This window comes from Nitrosospira multiformis (assembly GCF_900110185.1).
Classification (GTDB): domain Bacteria; phylum Pseudomonadota; class Gammaproteobacteria; order Burkholderiales; family Nitrosomonadaceae; genus Nitrosospira; species Nitrosospira multiformis_A.
Window position 1 is genome coordinate 107,302 of record NZ_FOCT01000009.1, and the last position, 17,542, is coordinate 124,843.

A 17,542-nucleotide genomic window follows, 5' to 3' on the forward strand; every position below is an offset into this window, starting at 1 on the left:
GTATCTTCCGGTTTTTTTGAAGTCAGCTTAGTTAGTGGCTTCCTGGAATAAAAGACTCCTCTCGATGGGGCTTTTATTCCAGGAATGAAGTACTTCGTTATCTGCAGAACCTAAGTGAAAAGCAGGCAGGTTTTATTTCGCGACTTGCTTTTCCCTTATTTCATCCAAGGTCTTGCAGTCGATGCAGAGTGTAGCAGTGGGACGGGCTTCAAGGCGCTTTAAACCGATTTCCACCCCGCAGCTTTCGCAATAGCCGTAATCTCCAGTATCTATTTTTGCGATCGTTTCCTCTATCTTCTTGATCAGCTTACGTTCGCGGTCACGATTTCTTAATTCAAGCGCCATGTCCGACTCCTGGCTGGCGCGGTCGTTAGGATCAGCAAATATTGTGGCTTCATCCTGCATAGTGTGAACCGTGCGATCGATATCCTGTCCCAATTCAAACTTGATGCCTTCCAGAATATTGCGGAAATGCATAAGCTGCTTGGCACTCATGTAACTTTCTCCCTTCGAGGGTATGTAGGGAGTGGCTTGTTTATACATTTCTTGCGGCATAGTCAGTATTTCCTTTCCATTGCTGGGTGACGTGTAACAATGCAACTGCTATTTAAAAACAACCCATTATACAGATAACTCATTTCCGGTTCAGTTGATGCGCTCTGAGAGCAAGACGGTTGGCAGAAACTTGTCAAGGTTTCGCCAGGAATGGAAATCCCACAATTTAGCTTAAGAACGAGGCTCTCATCCTCCTGTTCATGACAAAACCGCAGCCTCTTCACATTCAACTCCCTGTGAAACATATAGGGGGCACATGGGGCACACGAATTCTTGCAGAATTTTTAGTCCTTGAATACCCCCGCAAGAAATAAATACATTATTTTGCTGCAAGCCTCTCCGGGAGAGTTCCTTGTTCCCGATGCGCTGCAGGATCAGTGGAATCGGCTCCCGTTCCTGTCAAACTGTGACATAATATTTTTTCCAGACTCAAGGAGAACCAACTGTGCAAGACAAAAAATCCACGCTTTCCATCGTCATAGGTTCGGTCCTTGCTACCGGCCTCAGCGCCTCTCCCATTGTTTTTGCGGGCGACAGTGAGGCGGACAGCAAGGCAAGCAATCCTTTCGTCATGCAGTCGTTAAACGAGCGTTATGTAGTGGCTTACGCCGACCGGGTGGACCCCAGCAAATATGGGGCAGGCGCAAAAGCGGCGGAGGGAAATTGCGGCATGTCGCTGGCGGACAAGAACAAAGACAATAAAGTGACCAAGGAAGAATTTATCAAGCATCACGAAGGCATCTTCGACAAGATTGACGCGAACAAGGATGGAGCCGTCGACCCGGCGGAAGCGGACAGCTTTGCAAAAAGCAAGGCCGGTGGCGGAACAGCAGCGCCTCATGGCCAGATGAAGAAATAATTCGACATGCAACAGTTCCCACGCCTCGCCCGCGTGGGGCTGGGCTTCCGGCGGGAGCTCATTCCTGCGCTGAAAAGCGGTGTCCCCGACACCATCAATTTTTTCGAGATCGCCCCCGAGAACTGGATCGACCTTGGCGGAGGTGCGGCACGGGATCTACTTTTTTTTACCGAGCGCTACCCTTTTGTCTGTCATGGCCTTTCCCTTTCAATCGGTGGTCCTGCTCCCCTGGATGAAGTGCTGCTGCAAAAGATTCGCCGGTTCCTCGATCAGCACCGGATACTTCTTTATACGGAACATCTTTCCTACTGCTCTGATGACGGTCATCTGTACGATCTGCTTCCGATCCCTTTTACGGAGGAAGCGGTAAGATATGTCGCTGAACGCGTTCGCCGTACCCAGGATATTCTCGAGCGGCGTATCGCATTGGAAAATGCATCGTTTTATGTCGCTTCGCCTATCAACGATATGAGTGAATTGGACTTTATCCGGGCTGTGTTGCTGGAGGCGGATTGTGATCTTCATCTCGATGTCAATAACGTTTACGTCAACAGCATTAACCACGACTACGATCCCGTGGACTTCATCCGTGCCTTGCCTTCCGATCGCATCGCGTATATGCACATGGCCGGGCATCATAAGGAGGCGGAGAATCTTATCATCGATACTCACGGCGCCGATGTAATTGATCCGGTATGGTCGCTGCTGGATCAAACCTACGGAATGCACGGTGTTGCGCCGACTTTGCTCGAGCGTGATTTCAATATTCCTCCGCTCGACCAGTTGATGCGGGAAGTGCAACGCATCGCGCTGATCCAGGCGCGGCATGGGCATTCAGGCGATGTCTGTTCAGCTACCTGAATTTCAGCGCTTCCAGTATGCCTTCACTGCGCACCTTCGCAATCCCCGGGCAAAGCCCGTTCCGCCTGGACTCGACGCGCGGCGGATGCGCATATACAGCAGACTGGTTTACGAGAATCTCGATGGCTTTCTTCTCAAATGCTTCCCGGTGACTCGGGATGTGCTGGGGTCGCGGCGATGGTCGAGGCTGGTGCGCGCCTTTCTCATTGCGCATCGTAGCCGTTCTCCTCTTTTTCATCAGATAGCCGGTGAGTTTATAGAATTTCTGGGGAGTAAAGGCGTCATCCCTGAAAAATATCCGTGGTTTCTCCTGGAGCTTGCGCATTACGAATGGGTGGAACTGGCATTATCCATTTCAACGGACATGCCCGATTGGAAGACGATCGATCCCGCCGGTAATCTGCTCGAGGGGCGGCCTCTTTTGAATCCGGTGCTTGCCAATCTTTGCTATCACTGGCCAGTCCATCATATCCGTCCACGCGCTCGCATCGCCCCGGCAAAAACTTACTTGCTGCTGTTTCGTGACGCGGATGACGAGATTCAATTTTCAGAAATCAACGCCTTTACCGCGCGTCTGATAGATCTGCTTGCGCTGGAAGAGCATACCGGCCATGCCGCTCTTGAAATCATCACGACCGAAAGCAGGCATCCCTCACCCGAAGTCGTGATGCAGGGCGGCGAGAAGATCATGATTGATCTTCAGGCTCGGGGCGCATTGCTGGGTATTGCCAGAGAGTAAGTGTTTTCGTTCGGCTCACGCGAGACAGGCAGAATATCCGCCTGATTTTTATCCTATTTGTGTAAGTTGCCGTGAAACCCGATTCAGCGGATCTCAGAAAACTCTCCTATCTTATCCTCAACAGTTACAACGAAAGAGCCGAAGCGTTCTGGGAGGGTACTAAAGACCACGATGTCAGCCAAAATATTGCTGCATTGCTGCGCCACATCGAAAATCCTCCACCCTTAAAGATACTGGATCTGGGCTGTGGTCCCGGACGTGACCTGAAGTCTTTTACCGATCTCGGTCACATAGCGATCGGATTGGAAGGGGCAATGCGGTTTGTCGAAATGGCGGCTAACCATAGTGGTTGCGAGATATGGCAGCAAGACTTTCTTCGGCTCGATCTGCCTGAGGAACACTTTGATGGCATATTTGCGAATGCCTCCCTGTTTCATGTTCCGAGTGTTGAACTGCCGCGCGTGCTGAAAGAACTGTGGTCAACGCTGAAACCGGGCGGAGTGCTGTTCAGCTCCAACCCCCGCGGGAATAACGAGGAGGGCTGGAATCACGGGCGTTATTGCGTATATCACGATATTGATGGCTGGAGGCGCTATATGTCCGGCGCGGGTTTCGTCGAGCTTGCTCATTACTATCGTCCGGCAGGTCTTCCACGCGAGCAGCAACCCTGGCTGGCCAGTGTATGGCGCAAGCCTGCAACAGAATGCGCGTAACTCCACAAGGCTCATTTTCCCGCAAGCATCGCAATTGAAGAAAGATGTTGTCGTAATAGGCGCTGGCGCAGCCGGCATGATGTGCGCAATGGAAGCGGGAAAGCGTGGCCGAAGCGTGCTGCTGCTCGATCATGCCAGCAAGCTAGCGGAAAAAATCCGTATCTCGGGAGGGGGGCGGTGTAATTTCACGAATCGCCACACTGTTCCGGAAAATTTTCTGTCGCAAAATCCACATTTCTGCCGATCCGCGCTGGCACGCTTCACTCCCCGCCACTTCATAGAGCTGGTGGAAAAGCACCGCATCCGTTATCACGAAAAAAAGCTGGGACAGCTATTTTGCAATGAGGCTTCGCGGCAAATCATCGACATGCTGCGCAATGAATGCGAAGCCGCGGGAGTTATCTTTCAAATGCCCTGCGGGGTAAGCCGCGTAGACCGGGGCTCCGGCGATACTGGATTCGTATTGGAAACCAGTTGTGGCAAAGTGATGGCAGATGCGCTGGTAATCGCAACCGGAGGTCTTTCCATTCCGCAAATCGGTGCCAGTCCTTTTGGCTATCGCATCGCAGAACAGTTTGGCATAAACGTTACGGCGCTACGTCCCGCCCTGGTACCGCTGACCCTTGCGCCGGAACAATTGGCCGCTTTTTCAGGGCTCTCGGGAATTGCGCTCGACACAATAGTGAACTGTAACGGTGCACATTTTCGAGAAAATCTGCTGATCACGCATCGGGGCCTGAGCGGTCCTGCAATCCTCCAGATTTCCTCATACTGGCGACCGGGAGATCCGATCCATATCAACCTGTTACCTGAGCTGGATGCAGGCGGTTGGTTGCGCGATCGCAGGCACAGCGGCGCCCTGCTATCCAATCTGTTAGCGCAGCATCTGCCCCGGCGGTTTGCAGAAGCGTGGCTGAGCGCAATGATGAGTACGCCCCCGGAAACACCTGTAAACCAGTATGGCAACAAGAGCTTGAGGCAATTGGCCTCTCAATTGCATGCCTGGCAGGTTATTCCGAGCGGCACCGCAGGCTACAAAAAGGCGGAAGTAACGCTGGGAGGCATCGATACTGCCGAACTTTCTTCCAAAACGATGGAATCGAAAAAAGTACCCGGCCTTTATTTCGTGGGTGAAGTCGTCGATGTCACGGGCCAACTGGGAGGGTTCAACTTCCAGTGGGCTTGGTCATCGGGTTATGTGGCAGGGCAATCAGTGTAACCGCGCTTCTATCGGTAGAGCGGTATCTGTACGTGACGAGATAATCTTCTTACTTATGGGGATGATAGACTGCCTGAAGATGGAAGCCTTCAGCGACTTCTTAAGAAATCTCTGAACAGGTTCCCGGAGGCGCGACGCACTTTGCAGGATGGGATGCGCGAAAGGCGACGACGCGAATGGTGATCCCCTTCGCTAGGAGCCTGACAAAGCAGACCGCCTGCAAAGTCCCGTCCCATAACGGTTGCTGCAAAATTGGGCGCTCACTTCTTTGAACTCCTTAGTATTGTAGTTTGGGTTACGACCTTCGAACTGTGCCTTGTGATCATCCCAATTTTAACAGCAACGCGCTCTGCGGAGAACTTGTTCCGAGATTCCTTAAAGCACGTAGCGGGCGAGATCCTCGCTCTGCGCCAGGTCGCCGAGCCGTTTATCCACATAGGCGGCATCAATGACAACCGCATCTCCATGGTGTTTCTCCGCATTGAACGAAACATCCTCCAGCAGTTTTTCCATGGCGGTATAAAGACGCCGTGCTCCAATATTCTCTGTTTTTTCGTTGACTGCAAAGGCGATCTCCGCCAGACGTTTGACCGCATCAGGGGTAAATTCCAGTCTCACCCCTTCGGTTTCCAGCAACGCTTCATATTGACGTTTCAAACAGGCATCGGTATTGGTGAGGATTTGTACAAAATCGCCGGCGCTGAGACTGGTGAGTTCGACCCGAATTGGAAACCGGCCCTGCAACTCGGGAATCAGATCGGAAGGTTTGGCGAGGTGAAAGGCCCCGCTGGCGATAAACAGAATATGATCTGTCTTGATCATGCCATATTTGGTGGAAATCGTGGTACCTTCGACCAGAGGCAGCAGGTCCCGCTGAACGCCTTGGCGCGATACGTCTGCGCCCGAAGTCTCGGAACGGCTCGTGATCTTATCGATTTCATCCAGAAATACGATGCCGTTCTGCTCGACATTCTGCACCGCGCGCAGTTTCAATTCCTCGTCATTAACCAGCTTCGAGGCTTCCTCATCGATAAGGAGCTTCATCGCTTCGCGGATTTTAAGCTTTCGCGTTCTTTTTCTTTCTGCACCCAGATTCTGGAACATGCCTTGAATCTGCGTCGTCAGCTCTTCCATTCCGGGGGGAGCAAAGATTTCCATATGGGTATGCGGGGTCGCCAGTTCGATTTCGATCTCCTTATCGTTGAGCTCTCCCTCACGCAGCTTCTTTCGAAATTTCTGGCGGGTAACACTTTCCGCCTCGATGGATTCCATCTGCAGACCCGTTTCTCTGGCAACAGGCAGTAGCACATCAAGTATGCGCTCCTCGGCATGGTCTTCCGCACGTGCGCGCATCTTTTGCGTTTCACGCTCCCGGGACTGCTTGACCGCGGCTTCCACAAGATCACGGATGATCGAATCCACGTCACGCCCAACATACCCTACCTCGGTAAATTTGGTTGCCTCGACCTTGATGAACGGCGCATCCGCAAGTTTCGCGAGCCGACGCGCTATTTCCGTCTTGCCAACACCCGTCGGACCGATCATCAAAATATTCTTAGGCGTGATCTCCTGGCGCAGTGGATCCTGTACCTGCTGCCGGCGCCAGCGATTCCTGAGCGCGATGGCAACCGAACGTTTGGCGGCATCCTGACCTATGATGTGCTTGTCAAGCTCGTGGACGATTTCCCGGGGAGTCAGTTGAGACATGATCAGGTCAGCGATAAAGGCAAGAGGTGAGAGAAATCAAAGCAACAGTACAAACGATACAAGGCATAAGGTTATACCGGAATAGAGGTGCCAGTCCTATCTTGTCCGGATTCATTTTCTTCGGCTGCTACTCCAGAACCTCGATTACATGGTTCTGATTGGTGTAGATACACAAATCCCCGGCTATGGTAAGCGCCTTCTTGACGATTTCCGGCGGTGTAAAATCAGTATTTTCCAGAAGCGCGCGTGCCGCTGAATGCGCGTAGGAACCGCCGCTGCCGATTGCCGCCAGCCCGAACTCGGGTTCTATTACATCTCCCGCCCCGGTAATAATGAGGGTGGCAGCCGGATCGGCGACGACGAGCATGGCCTCGAGTCTGCGCAGAATCCGGTCCGTGCGCCAGTCTTTTGCCAGTTCCACCGCCGAGCGCATGAGGTGTCCCTGATGTTTTTCCAGCTTGCCTTCAAAACGTTCGAACAAGGTAAAGGCATCCGCCGTTCCTCCGGCAAATCCGGCCAGGATTCTGTCATGATACAGCCGCCGAACCTTGCGCGCGCTGGCTTTGGCTACCACCGCTCCCAGCGTCACCTGGCCATCGCCGCCCAGCGCGACGTGGTTCCCGCGCCGGGCGGAAAGTATGGTTGTGCCGTGGTATTCTGCCATGTCTAGCCCGGTAATTGGAGAGCGAAGATTATAACGCCGATTCGCGGGAAGAATGCAAACAGTGTTTGCGCCAATCCGTAGTCCGGTTCATCTTTGCGGCTCAAGACTCATTCTTCTTTCGGGCGCGCGGGTGTGTTGCATCATAGACCTTCGATAGATGCTGGAAGTCGAGATGGGTATATACCTGCGTAGTGCTGATACTGGCATGCCCCAGCATCTCCTGCACCGCCCTCAGGTCGCCGCTGGATTGCAGCACATGTGATGCAAATGAATGCCGTAGCACGTGCGGGTGGATGCGTCCGCTGATTCCTTGCTTTACTGCCTGAATTTTCAGGCGCTGATCGATCGACCGGCGGCTGATGCTCCTCCCGTGGCGGGACAGGAATAGTGCCGTTTCCTCTGGCCTGGCGAGCCCATCGCGTTGTTTTATCCATTCCCCCACTACTTGCATGGCTTTGCTTCCTACCGGCACATCCCGCGTTTTATTCCCTTTGCCGGTAACGCGCACGATTCCGTCCGTCAGACTTAAATCCTCGGGCTTCAGGTTCGCGAGTTCCGCCAGCCGCAATCCGGAAGAATAGCAGAGTTCGAACATGGCTTTATCGCGTAAGGCAATCAGATCGGGCGTGTCAAACTCCAGCAGCTTCAAGGCCTCATCAGGCGACAGGGTGCGAGGCAGGATCCTGGGGGACTTAGGTGCCCGCACCCCGGCGCAGGGGTTACACGCGTAACCATGATGTCGCGCCAGGTAATTGTAGAGTCCCCGCCATGCAGACAGCATTCTCGCCAGACTCCTGCCGGAAAATCCGTTTGCATGCAACTGAGCAAGAAAACGCCGGATATGGTGGATTTGCAAATGCTCCAGCGCGATTCCCCGGGAGAGATTCATCAGTACATCGAGATCGCGGGCATAACTTTCGCAGGTAAGCGGCGACAGTCGTCGCGTGACGGAAAGATAAGCGAGATAGGCGGAGGCAAGTTCGGCCTGCCTCTTTTCGGACATCTTGCCGGAATCGTTCAGACCGGTTAAGGATCCCGGATGTTGCTTTTTTCCCATTCTCAGGTGGTGCGAAAACGTCTCAATGACGCACTGGCAAGTTCACCGAGTCGCGCAAGGTAAACTGTTCCCATCTCCGGATAGAACCGCTGCGATTCTTCACTGCCCATTACCAGTAATCCGATGGTTTGATCCCCATGCAATGCTGTCATCGCAAATGAACGCAGATGCCCGGACTGTTCACCGAACCAGCTTCTGATCTCATCCGGAACATGGGGTCCGCAATAAGGGTGCAGCAAATTTTCCGCCATCCCATGAACCTCGCTGCTGACGGGTAGAAATTCCGGTGGCAGGGGCTCGTCAATACCAATATTCCAGATGCGAAGCGCGCTGTGAGGCACCGAGAAGCTTTCACGCAGTGCAAAAGCGAGCCCATCCAGAAGATCAGGCAAACGTCTGAAGGTGAGGAGCGAGATTGCCAATTTGTGCATTTTTTCCGCGATAGCGTCATTCTCCTTGCCGAACAGGATCAATTCCTCCAGTTTATTCTGCAAAATCTGGTTTTTTTCCCGCAACGCCAGGATTTGACGCTCACTTAAGGAAATCGCCCTCCCGTCATGGGGATTGGGCACCTGAATATCTGCCAGCATGCTTGCATATGCTTCAAAGAACTCCGGATTCGCACGCAGATACTCTGCTATCTCTTCGAAACTTGATTTCATATCTTTTCTGTTTTTTAAAACTGCAACTCGATTTCTCCATCAAAAACGGCGACGGCAGGACCGGTCATCCAGACCGGCTGATTTTCCCCTTCCCATCGTATGAACAGATCTCCAGTAGAAAAGCTCACTTTGACTGGTGATTCGAGCAGTCCTCGCTGAATTCCCGCAACCGCCGCTGCACAGGCACCCGTGCCGCAAGCCAGGGTTTCACCCGCTCCCCGCTCGTAGACTCTCAGCCGGATATGATGAGGATCGATGATTTGCATATATCCGGCATTTACTCGCTGAGGAAAACGTGAATGCTTTTCGATAATTGGACCCTCCGTCAAGACCGGCGCGTTATCCAGGTCCGATACTACCTGGACCGCGTGAGGATTGCCCATTGATACACTGCTGATTTCCACCTGCTTGTCATCCAGGGGGAGGGGGTAAGTAGGCGCTCGCTGTTCGGCGATAAAAGGAATTTCAACGGGATCGAATTTCGGCACACCCATGTTGACCGTTACTTTCCCGTCCGCTTCAAGCTTCGGAATAACCACCCCACTTAGCGTTTCAATCCTTACCTCCTTCTTGTCTGTCATACCATGATCATGCACGTAGCGAACGAAGCAGCGCGCCCCATTGCCGCATTGTTCCACTTCTCCTCCGTCGGCATTAAAAATGCGATAGCGGAAATCAGCGTCACCTTCCGCCTTTTCGATCAGCAGAATCTGGTCGCAGCCTACTCCCAGGTGGCGGTCGGCAAGGCGCCGCAATTGTTCCGGTGAGAGCGAAATCTGCTGATTCACGGCGTCAATGACAACGAAATCGTTGCCGAGGCCATGCATTTTGGTGAACTTGAGTTTCATTCATCAAGTGTTGCAAGAATAAGAATCACAGCACGAGGTATGGAAACATCGGCATGCCAAGCCGTATTGTATTATCCGTCTTCTTAATAAGCGTAGAATTTGGTATTCTACAGACCTTTTACGATTAAGCGGGCTGGACAAAATGAGCGAATATCTTTTTACCTCCGAATCCGTGTCTGAAGGTCATCCCGATAAGGTGGCCGATCAAATTTCCGATTCCATTCTCGATGCCATCCTGGCTCAGGATCCCAATGCGCGGGTAGCCTGCGAAACGTTATGCAGTACCGGTCTGATCGTCATGTCGGGCGAAATCACCACTCAGGCCAATGTAGACTACATGCAGGTCGCGCGCGCCGCGGTCAAGCGCATCGGTTACAACAGTTCCGATATCGGCTTTGACTATAATACCTGCGCAGTGCTGACTGCTTTCAATAAGCAGTCCCCCGATATCGCGCAAGGGGTCAATCGCACCAAGGAAGAGGAAATGGATCAGGGGGCGGGTGACCAGGGTCTCATGTTCGGCTACGCCTGCGATGAGACGCCGCAATTGATGCCCATGCCGATCTACTATGCCCATCGGCTGATGGAGCGGCAAGCGGAACTGCGAAAAGACGGGCGCCTCCCGTGGCTGCGTCCAGATGCAAAGTCACAGGTTTCAGTACGTTACCTGAATGGCAAGCCGCAGCGAATCGAGACCGTTGTCATTTCCACACAGCATCACCCGGATATCAGCCACACCGATTTGAGCGAAGCCATTATTGAGGAAGTCATCAAACCCGTGCTTCCGAAAAAAATGCTGAATGGCGAAACCCGGTATTTGATCAACCCGACAGGACGTTTCGTGGTGGGCGGACCGATGGGAGATTGCGGACTGACCGGCCGGAAGATTATCGTGGACAGCTATGGGGGGACCGCGCATCATGGCGGTGGCGCCTTCTCCGGTAAGGATCCGTCCAAAGTGGACCGTTCCGCTGCTTATGCCGGCCGATATGTGGCAAAGAATCTTGTTGCGGCCGGTATCGCTAGCCGATGCGAGGTACAGATGGCTTATGCGATCGGGGTTGCTCGCCCTGTTTCGCTCATGGTCGACACTTTTGGAACCGGAAAAATACCGGACGATAAAATCGTTAAACTGATTGAGCGGCACTTCGATCTGCGTCCGCGCGGCATCATCCACGGCCTTGATCTGCTGCGTCCCATCTACGAGAAGACGGCTGCCTATGGCCATTTTGGCCGGGATGAACCGGAATTCAGCTGGGAATCCACGGATAAGGCTGCACAGTTGCGCGAGGAAGCGGGAATTGAACCCGCGGAAACAGAACGGATCAGTCTTCAGGCTTAAGATCACATCACCAACCCTTCCAGACCGAGGAGCGCTGCAACGGGCATTGTCCCGCGAGGCTCGGCAAGGAAGGATCGCTACAACGGCGCTCGTTCATTTTCAGGAGAAAATCTTATGAACGCTGTGCTCAGTCCTGCTTCCGCGTCCGCGGGCTTCACCGATTATAAAGTTGCCGATATGTCCCTGGCGGAATGGGGGCGCAAGGAAATTGCCATTGCCGAGACGGAGATGCCAGGTCTCATGGCGCTACGGGAAGAGCATGCCGGTGCTAGGCCTCTTGCAGGGGCACGCATTGCCGGTTCCCTGCACATGACCATTCAGACTGCGGTACTGATCGAAACGCTTACCACGCTAGGCGCTCAAGTACGATGGGCTTCGTGCAACATTTTCTCGACTCAGGACCATGCCGCGGCTGCCATTGCAGCGGAAGGTATTCCCGTATTTGCCCATAAGGGCGAATCTCTGGATGAGTATTGGGAATATACCCACCGTATTTTTGAATGGCGAGGGGATACCCCGGAGGGTAATGGCAGTCCCAATATGATTCTGGATGATGGCGGCGACGCCACCTTGCTCATTCTCCTTGGCAGCAGGGCGGAAGAAGATCCGTCTGTCATCGCCAGTCCTGCCAACGAAGAAGAGCAGGCCTTGTTTGCCGCCATTCGCAAGCGCTTGAGCGTCAGCCCGAACTGGTACTCCACCCGGCGCGCCAATATCAGGGGGGTGACGGAGGAAACCACTACCGGCGTCCATCGTCTGTATGAAATGCAAAAGAAAGGCGAGTTGCCGTTTCCGGCATTCAACGTGAATGATTCCGTCACCAAATCCAAATTCGACAATCTGTACGGTTGCCGCGAGTCTTTGGTTGACGGAATCAAGCGGGCGACCGATGTCATGATTGCTGGAAAGATCGCGATAGTGTGCGGTTACGGTGATGTCGGCAAAGGCTGTGCTCAATCCCTGCGCGGTCTCGGAGCCACCGTATGGATAACGGAAATTGATCCCATTTGCGCACTGCAAGCGGCAATGGAAGGTTATCGCGTCGTCACCCTGGATGAAGCCTGCGATCAGGCGGACATCTTCGTGACCGCCACCGGCAATCTGCGAGTTATCACCCATGATCATATGGTGCGAATGAAAGACCAGGCAATCGTATGTAATATTGGCCACTTCGATTCTGAAATCGATATTGCTTCGGTTCAGAAGTACCAATGGGAGAATATCAAGCCGCAGGTCGATCACGTCATTTTTCCTACCGGCCGCCGTATCATTGTGCTGGCAAAGGGACGACTGGTGAATCTTGGCTGTGCAACAGGGCACCCTTCCTTTGTCATGTCGACTTCATTCACCAATCAGGTTCTGGCACAAATGGAGCTTTGGCAGAATGGCGCCAGCTACCAGAAAAACGTCTACGTGTTACCCAAGCATCTGGATGAAAAAGTAGCGCGATTACACCTCAAAAAGCTGGGCGCCAAACTTACGCGACTGACGGAGGAACAGGCGAGCTACCTGAATCTGGACATTGACGGACCGTACAAGCCGACAATGTACCGTTATTGATTTTTTCAGGTTTGGATTAGCGCGGTGAAGGAAGGAGGTGGTTAGACTACCGTCTTTTTACCCTCTCCGCGCTTTTCTGCTTTGCCATGGAATCTCAAAAAAAATTTGTTCCCACATTCAGCTTCGAATTTTTTCCGCCGCAGACTGCGGAAGGAATAGAGAAGCTGCGCGCTACGCGCAGTCAACTTGCGCAACTCAAGCCGAAATTCTTCTCGGTAACCTTCGGCGCGGGAGGATCGACACGCGATCGTACCCTGGAAACCGTGCTCGAAATTCAGGCAGAGGGCCTGGTTGCTGCACCCCATCTTTCCTGTATTGGTGCAACCCGGGAAAATATTCGCGCCATGCTGGAGCAGTACCGCAGTAGCGGTATTCGCCATCTCATTGCGCTGCGGGGGGATTTGCCTTCGGGAATGGCGCAAGGAGGAGAATTCCGCTATGCCAACGAGCTGGTAGCCTTTATTCGCCGCGAGTACGGCAACGCCTTTCATATCGATGTGGCATCCTACCCGGAGTATCACCCGCAAGCCAGAACTGCTCAGGAAGACTTGAGGAATTTCAAGCGCAAGATCGAAGCCGGCGCAGACTCGGCCATTACCCAGTATTTCTACAATGCGGACGCCTATTTTGACTTTGTCGATTCATGTGAGGCGATGGGCATCAATATTCCGGTGGTTCCCGGCATCATGCCGATCAATAGATTTTCCCAGCTTGCCAGATTCTCAGATACCTGTGGAGCGGAAATACCACGCTGGATCAGAAAGCGGCTGGAAGGTTATGGAGATGATTCTGCTTCCATACGCGCCTTCGGCCTGGACGTCGTTACCGATCTGTGCTCTCGACTACTGGATGCAGGCGCACCCGGGTTGCATTTCTACACGTTGAACTCAGCAGGACTAACGACAACCGTTTGGCAAAGATTGGGGCTGTAGTTCATCCATTTTCAGATCAAATGATCACGAGAAGCTGATGAGCGAGCAACGAAGACAGTGCAAGCAGCACGGTGATGGAGTGAGCGAAGACGGCGACCAAGTGGGGACTGCTTCGGAAATGGAGTAAATTGGGTAGGGAGCACTGATGAAAACCTGGCGCGGTCCCCCTCCATCCGGGAGGGGCCGCGCTTCTCTCCACCTATCCTGCAATCACGCTGCCTTGGCGGTCTTTTTACTTTCCACCGGCAACGGATGAGCGGCATAGGCTTGATGTGCTGCTGCTTCCGCTGCGCCCTGTTCGATTTTCATACCCATATCGGACAATACCGCTTCCAAAGCACCCAGGCACAGCATGACGTTTTCCATCCGGCTCGAGTAGCCCATGAGGCCGAAGCGCCAGATCTTGCCTGCAAAATCCCCGAGGCCCGCGCCGATTTCGAGACTGTAGTCAACAAGCAATCTGCGGCGCACCTCTTTCTCGTCGATTCCCTGCGGCACATGGACCGAATTAAGCTGCGGCAGACGAGAGTTCTCCTCCACGAGATACTCCATCCCCAGTGTTTCAAACCCGGCCTTGAGTGCTTCATGGTTACGCTGGTGGCGGGCCCAGGAATGCTCCAACCCTTCCTCATACAACATCAGCAGTGATTCGTGCAAGGCATAGAGCGCATTGGTAGGAGCGGTATGATGGTAAGTGCGCGTGCTTCCCCAGTAGCCGAACAGAAGGTTCAGGTCCATGAACCAGCTTTGCACCTTGGTTTTGCGGCTTTTGACGAGATCAACCACTCGTTCCGAGAAACTGATGGGCGACAGACCGGGGGGACATGATAGACATTTCTGACTGCCGGAGTAGATGGCATCGATCTTCCAATCGTCCACCTTTACCGGAGAGCCGCCGAGGGAGGTGACCGTGTCGACGATAGTGAGGCAATTATGGCGATGAGCGATTTCGCAAAGCGTTCTGGCATCCGACAGAGCCCCGGTGGAAGTCTCCGCGTGAACGAAAGCGACAATCTTTGCGTCCGGATTCTGCTTCAAGGCATCTTCCACCTTTTGCGGATCGACCGGGGCGCCCCACTTGTCTTCCACCACCACGGCGGTGCCTCCGCAACGCTGAACGTTCTCGATCATGCGTCCGCCAAACACCCCATTGCGGCATACAATCACCTTGTCGCCAGGGTTCACCATATTGACGAAGCACATTTCCATGCCGACCGAGCCCGGGCCTGAAACCGGGAAGGTCAGGAGATTGGAAGTCTGAAAGGCATATCGCAGCAAGCTTTTCAATTCTTCCATCATGTCCGTGAATACCGGGTCAAGATGGCCCAGTGTGGGACGAGCCATTGCCGCGAGAACCCGGGGATGCGTGTCGGAAGGTCCCGGACCCATCAGGACGCGTTGCGGTGGATAGAAGGTGCCAATGTTTTTAGTTGGGCCAAAATGTCTTGTCATGGTTGTTCCTGAGTTTGATGATGATCCGTGGATTATGCGTGGGAAGAATCCGATTTTATCAAGGGAGCGGGGGTTTGGCTATCCGCGAATTCCTTTCTGCAGGAGCGCTCCCCGGATTGTCAGAGCCTCCCTAAAGGGAGGCAGCGGCAGGCAAGGGTGGATATCTATTGTCTGGCCGGTAGAATCGAGCCTGCTGAGCTCTATTTTTTTTTGGACTCGTTAGCAGCCAGCTCGCGCAATTCCCTGAGACGTGCTTCCACGCTCGACATCTGGTAGAAGTCGCCATCATCTGTTTTAAGCGCGATCTGCAACTGCTCGATTGCTGCAGGGTAATTACCCTGGCGTGAATACACTTCGGCCAGCGCCTGATGTTGCAGCAGAGTGTTTCCCAGCGCTTCATGGCTTTGCGCCTGCAATCTATAGAGGCGCACGTCATTCGGGTCGAACTGCAATTGCCGGTTGATGAAGTCGAGCGCATCCTGCGCACTGACTTTGCTCAGAAGCGCCTCGGTGTAATCGTAGATTAACGCACGGTGCTGCGGGAATATCGCCAGTGCGGCTCGATAGATATCCAACGCTTCGGCGGTCTGCCCGGTTGCGAGTTTGACCCGGGCAGCCAGGGTCTCTACCATGGGACTGGAGGGGGGCATTCTGCGTTGAATCCGAATGGAAGTCCCGAGTTGATGATTCTGGAGGGTCTCCCCCCCGCCCTCGGGCTGCAGGCTGTCATACAGGCGCACCAGCTCCTTGTCTGCGCGCTGGTACTCTCTGCTCCGCAGCAGGGCTGTTACGAGTCCATACCGTTCCACCGTCTCATTGGTGTATCGTTTTTCACGCAGAATCGATTCGAAATAGTTCACGGCATCGGCGGGTTTTTCTATGGATGCCCGCAATTTGGCCCTCACCAACTGGAAATCCAGGCTGTCCGGTACCTGCCGGTAGGGCAAGCCCTGCGTGCGGCCTTCGATATCAGCGATGCGTTCGAATGTAACCGGATGAGTGCGCAGATATGAAGGAGCGCCGTTTTCAAGAAAGCGGGTAGCCCTCTGCATGCGCTCGAAAAAATCGGCCATACCCCGTGGATCAAGTCCTGCCCCGGCCAATATACCGAGGCCGATTCTATCTGCCTCTTTTTCATGCTCTCGGGTGAAGTTCAATTGTTTCTGAATCTGGCCTGCCTGCGAGGCCACGAGAATAGCCTGCCCCGCCTGGGGATTGGCGCGAGAAGCCAGGATAGCTATCGCCATTGAGGCGAGGGAAGTCAGCATGTTGTACTTTTGCCCGGCGATCATGCGCGCAAGATGCTTCTGCGTGACATGCGCGATTTCGTGTGCCATCACTCCTGCCAACTCGGATTCCGACTGCGCCGCGAGAATCAGGCCGCTGTTGAATCCCATGAAACCTCCGGGTAATGCAAATGCATTGAGAGTCGGGTCCTGGAGGGCAAAAAACTCGAACTCCTGTTCGGGGCGCGCCTCATTGGAACCTGAAATCAGACGACTGCCGAGACGGGTGAGGTAGCCGTCAATTTCCGCGTCGTTCAGGTAACTGGGGTCCGAACGGATCTCGGACATTATTTTCAGCCCGAGCTCCCGTTCTTCTCTTGGAGATATGGTTGCTTGAGATACATCGCCAAGATCCGGCAGACCTTCGGCATGGACATTCGCCGTGAATAGTGCCGGCAAAAAAAACATTATGTGGCGCAATTTCATGGTCGATAAGATACCGCTTCCCGCGTGAAGTTCCACGTGACAAGGGCGAGGTATATCGGGACGCAATGGAAGGAGCGGGATCAGGTGAGCAGGAATCAGGGAGAGTGCAAGGGTGGATTCAATCCTCTGGATGAATGGAACGGGCTTATCCTGGTTTCAGTTATGGTGTGACCACCCGATTTTTCCTCTACTGAATATAACGTTTATCATCCCGGTTCGCCGAACCATCGGGCCACTCTCGATCCTCAAGCGAACCATCATGAGCAGAGATCGGTCTAGACGGCGGCCTCGTCCGTTTCGCCCGTGCGTATTCTTACGACCTGTTCGATATCGGTTACAAAAATCTTGCCATCGCCGATTTTTCCGGTGCGCGCGCTACTGATAATGGTCTCGATTACGCTGTCCACCTGTTTTGCAAGCACTACGATTTCGATCTTTATTTTGGGCAGAAAATCCACCACGTATTCCGCACCCCGGTATAGCTCGGTATGGCCTTTTTGCCTTCCAAATCCTTTCACTTCGGTAACTGTCAGTCCGCTTATCCCGATTTCATTGAGCGCTTCGCATACCTCGTCCAATTTGAAAGGTTTGATGATAGCCTCGATTTTTTTCATGAAGCATTCCTTTTACTCGTCATGTTGATCATAAAGCCATAAGAGG

Annotated in this window: 17 protein-coding genes and 1 riboswitch; of the genes, 8 read left to right on the plus strand and 9 right to left on the minus strand. The window is 53.4% G+C overall.

The annotated features are described in order from the left end of the window. Positions 1-132 precede the first annotated feature (132 nt). Complete coding sequence (gene dksA / locus BMY01_RS11400; protein ID WP_011381840.1) at positions 133-555, minus strand: RNA polymerase-binding protein DksA; 423 nt, start codon at positions 553-555, stop codon at positions 133-135. 445 nt (positions 556-1,000) lie between these two features. On the opposite strand from dksA, the gene BMY01_RS11405 reads away from it, so the two are divergent. The 5 genes from BMY01_RS11405 to BMY01_RS11425 all read left to right on the plus strand — a co-directional run bounded on the left by BMY01_RS11405 (position 1,001) and on the right by BMY01_RS11425 (position 4,946). Continuing rightward, positions 1,001-1,414, plus strand: coding sequence for an EF-hand domain-containing protein (locus BMY01_RS11405; protein WP_074747258.1), 414 nt, complete (start codon positions 1,001-1,003; stop codon positions 1,412-1,414). Between the two features lie 6 nt (positions 1,415-1,420). Then, positions 1,421-2,275 (plus strand): HvfB family MNIO-type RiPP peptide maturase, encoded by an 855-nt coding sequence (locus BMY01_RS11410; protein ID WP_074747260.1) that lies wholly within the window; start codon positions 1,421-1,423, stop codon positions 2,273-2,275. Next, a complete protein-coding gene (locus tag BMY01_RS11415; protein ID WP_074747356.1) occupies positions 2,256-3,014 on the plus strand; it encodes an HvfC family RiPP maturation protein in 759 nt (252 codons plus the stop codon). The genes BMY01_RS11410 and BMY01_RS11415 overlap by 20 nt, the downstream gene beginning before the upstream one ends. A 71-nt stretch (positions 3,015-3,085) precedes the next feature. Next, the gene (locus BMY01_RS11420; RefSeq protein ID WP_074747262.1) at positions 3,086-3,727 is read left to right on the plus strand and encodes a class I SAM-dependent methyltransferase; all 642 of its coding nucleotides are present in this window, start codon (positions 3,086-3,088) and stop codon (positions 3,725-3,727) included. Between the two features lie 34 nt (positions 3,728-3,761). Further along, positions 3,762-4,946, plus strand: a complete 1,185-nt coding sequence (locus BMY01_RS11425) for a BaiN/RdsA family NAD(P)/FAD-dependent oxidoreductase (protein ID WP_081353901.1) — start codon at positions 3,762-3,764, stop codon at positions 4,944-4,946. Positions 4,947-5,321: 375 nt separating this feature from the next. Here BMY01_RS11425 and hslU read toward each other — a convergent pair whose 3' ends face one another. From hslU to dapF, 5 genes are all read right to left on the minus strand, one after another. Then, positions 5,322-6,653 (minus strand): ATP-dependent protease ATPase subunit HslU, encoded by a 1,332-nt coding sequence (gene hslU / locus BMY01_RS11430; RefSeq protein ID WP_074747264.1) that lies wholly within the window; start codon positions 6,651-6,653, stop codon positions 5,322-5,324. 127 nt (positions 6,654-6,780) lie between these two features. Then, entirely contained in the window at positions 6,781-7,317 is a 537-nt protein-coding gene (gene hslV, locus BMY01_RS11435; protein WP_074747266.1) for an ATP-dependent protease subunit HslV, read from the minus strand. A gap of 100 nt (positions 7,318-7,417) precedes the next feature. Next, complete coding sequence (gene xerC / locus BMY01_RS11440) at positions 7,418-8,320, minus strand: tyrosine recombinase XerC (protein WP_074747362.1); 903 nt, start codon at positions 8,318-8,320, stop codon at positions 7,418-7,420. A 56-nt stretch (positions 8,321-8,376) separates the two neighbouring features. Beyond that, positions 8,377-9,036, minus strand: coding sequence for a DUF484 family protein (locus BMY01_RS11445; RefSeq protein WP_074747268.1), 660 nt, complete (start codon positions 9,034-9,036; stop codon positions 8,377-8,379). 14 nt (positions 9,037-9,050) lie between these two features. Next, entirely contained in the window at positions 9,051-9,884 is an 834-nt protein-coding gene (gene dapF / locus BMY01_RS11450) for a diaminopimelate epimerase (RefSeq protein WP_074747270.1), read from the minus strand. Between the two features lie 142 nt (positions 9,885-10,026). Here dapF and metK point away from each other — a divergent pair, with 142 nt between their 5' ends. The 3 genes from metK (at position 10,027) to metF (ending at position 13,718) form a co-directional block, all read left to right on the plus strand. After that, entirely contained in the window at positions 10,027-11,226 is a 1,200-nt protein-coding gene (metK, locus tag BMY01_RS11455; protein WP_074747272.1) for a methionine adenosyltransferase, read from the plus strand. Positions 11,227-11,246: 20 nt separating this feature from the next. Further along, positions 11,247-11,324: riboswitch (S-adenosyl-L-homocysteine riboswitch) on the plus strand. A gap of 16 nt (positions 11,325-11,340) precedes the next feature. Further along, positions 11,341-12,786 (plus strand): adenosylhomocysteinase, encoded by a 1,446-nt coding sequence (gene ahcY, locus BMY01_RS11460; RefSeq protein WP_074747275.1) that lies wholly within the window; start codon positions 11,341-11,343, stop codon positions 12,784-12,786. Positions 12,787-12,872: 86 nt separating this feature from the next. Further along, positions 12,873-13,718, plus strand: a complete 846-nt coding sequence (metF, locus tag BMY01_RS11465) for a methylenetetrahydrofolate reductase [NAD(P)H] (protein ID WP_074747277.1) — start codon at positions 12,873-12,875, stop codon at positions 13,716-13,718. Between the two features lie 210 nt (positions 13,719-13,928). On the opposite strand, the gene BMY01_RS11470 is transcribed toward metF, so the two are convergent. The 3 genes from BMY01_RS11470 to BMY01_RS11480 form a co-directional block, all read right to left on the minus strand. After that, complete coding sequence (locus BMY01_RS11470; protein WP_074747279.1) at positions 13,929-15,170, minus strand: pyridoxal-phosphate-dependent aminotransferase family protein; 1,242 nt, start codon at positions 15,168-15,170, stop codon at positions 13,929-13,931. Between the two features lie 200 nt (positions 15,171-15,370). Beyond that, a complete protein-coding gene (locus BMY01_RS11475) occupies positions 15,371-16,882 on the minus strand; it encodes a M48 family metalloprotease (RefSeq protein ID WP_074747281.1) in 1,512 nt (503 codons plus the stop codon). A gap of 275 nt (positions 16,883-17,157) precedes the next feature. After that, on the minus strand, positions 17,158-17,496 hold the full coding sequence (locus BMY01_RS11480) for a P-II family nitrogen regulator (RefSeq protein ID WP_074706094.1): 339 nt from the start codon (positions 17,494-17,496) through the stop codon (positions 17,158-17,160). Positions 17,497-17,542 lie beyond the last annotated feature (46 nt).

Bases quoted from the DNA above. Each gene is read 5' to 3' on its own strand.
- dksA (WP_011381840.1), bottom strand. From the start codon at position 555: ATGCCGCAAGAAATGTATAAACAAGCCACTCCCTACATACCCTCGAAG.
- metK (WP_074747272.1), top strand. From the start codon at position 10,027: ATGAGCGAATATCTTTTTACCTCCGAATCCGTGTCTGAAGGTCATCCC.
- dapF (WP_074747270.1), bottom strand. From the start codon at position 9,884: ATGAAACTCAAGTTCACCAAAATGCATGGCCTCGGCAACGATTTCGTT.
- hslU (WP_074747264.1), bottom strand. From the start codon at position 6,653: ATGTCTCAACTGACTCCCCGGGAAATCGTCCACGAGCTTGACAAGCAC.
- ahcY (WP_074747275.1), top strand. From the start codon at position 11,341: ATGAACGCTGTGCTCAGTCCTGCTTCCGCGTCCGCGGGCTTCACCGAT.
- BMY01_RS11475 (WP_074747281.1), bottom strand. From the start codon at position 16,882: ATGAAATTGCGCCACATAATGTTTTTTTTGCCGGCACTATTCACGGCG.
- hslV (WP_074747266.1), bottom strand. From the start codon at position 7,317: ATGGCAGAATACCACGGCACAACCATACTTTCCGCCCGGCGCGGGAAC.
- BMY01_RS11470 (WP_074747279.1), bottom strand. From the start codon at position 15,170: ATGACAAGACATTTTGGCCCAACTAAAAACATTGGCACCTTCTATCCA.
- BMY01_RS11445 (WP_074747268.1), bottom strand. From the start codon at position 9,036: ATGAAATCAAGTTTCGAAGAGATAGCAGAGTATCTGCGTGCGAATCCG.
- metF (WP_074747277.1), top strand. From the start codon at position 12,873: ATGGAATCTCAAAAAAAATTTGTTCCCACATTCAGCTTCGAATTTTTT.
- BMY01_RS11415 (WP_074747356.1), top strand. From the start codon at position 2,256: ATGTCTGTTCAGCTACCTGAATTTCAGCGCTTCCAGTATGCCTTCACT.
- BMY01_RS11410 (WP_074747260.1), top strand. From the start codon at position 1,421: ATGCAACAGTTCCCACGCCTCGCCCGCGTGGGGCTGGGCTTCCGGCGG.
- xerC (WP_074747362.1), bottom strand. From the start codon at position 8,320: ATGTCCGAAAAGAGGCAGGCCGAACTTGCCTCCGCCTATCTCGCTTAT.
- BMY01_RS11480 (WP_074706094.1), bottom strand. From the start codon at position 17,496: ATGAAAAAAATCGAGGCTATCATCAAACCTTTCAAATTGGACGAGGTA.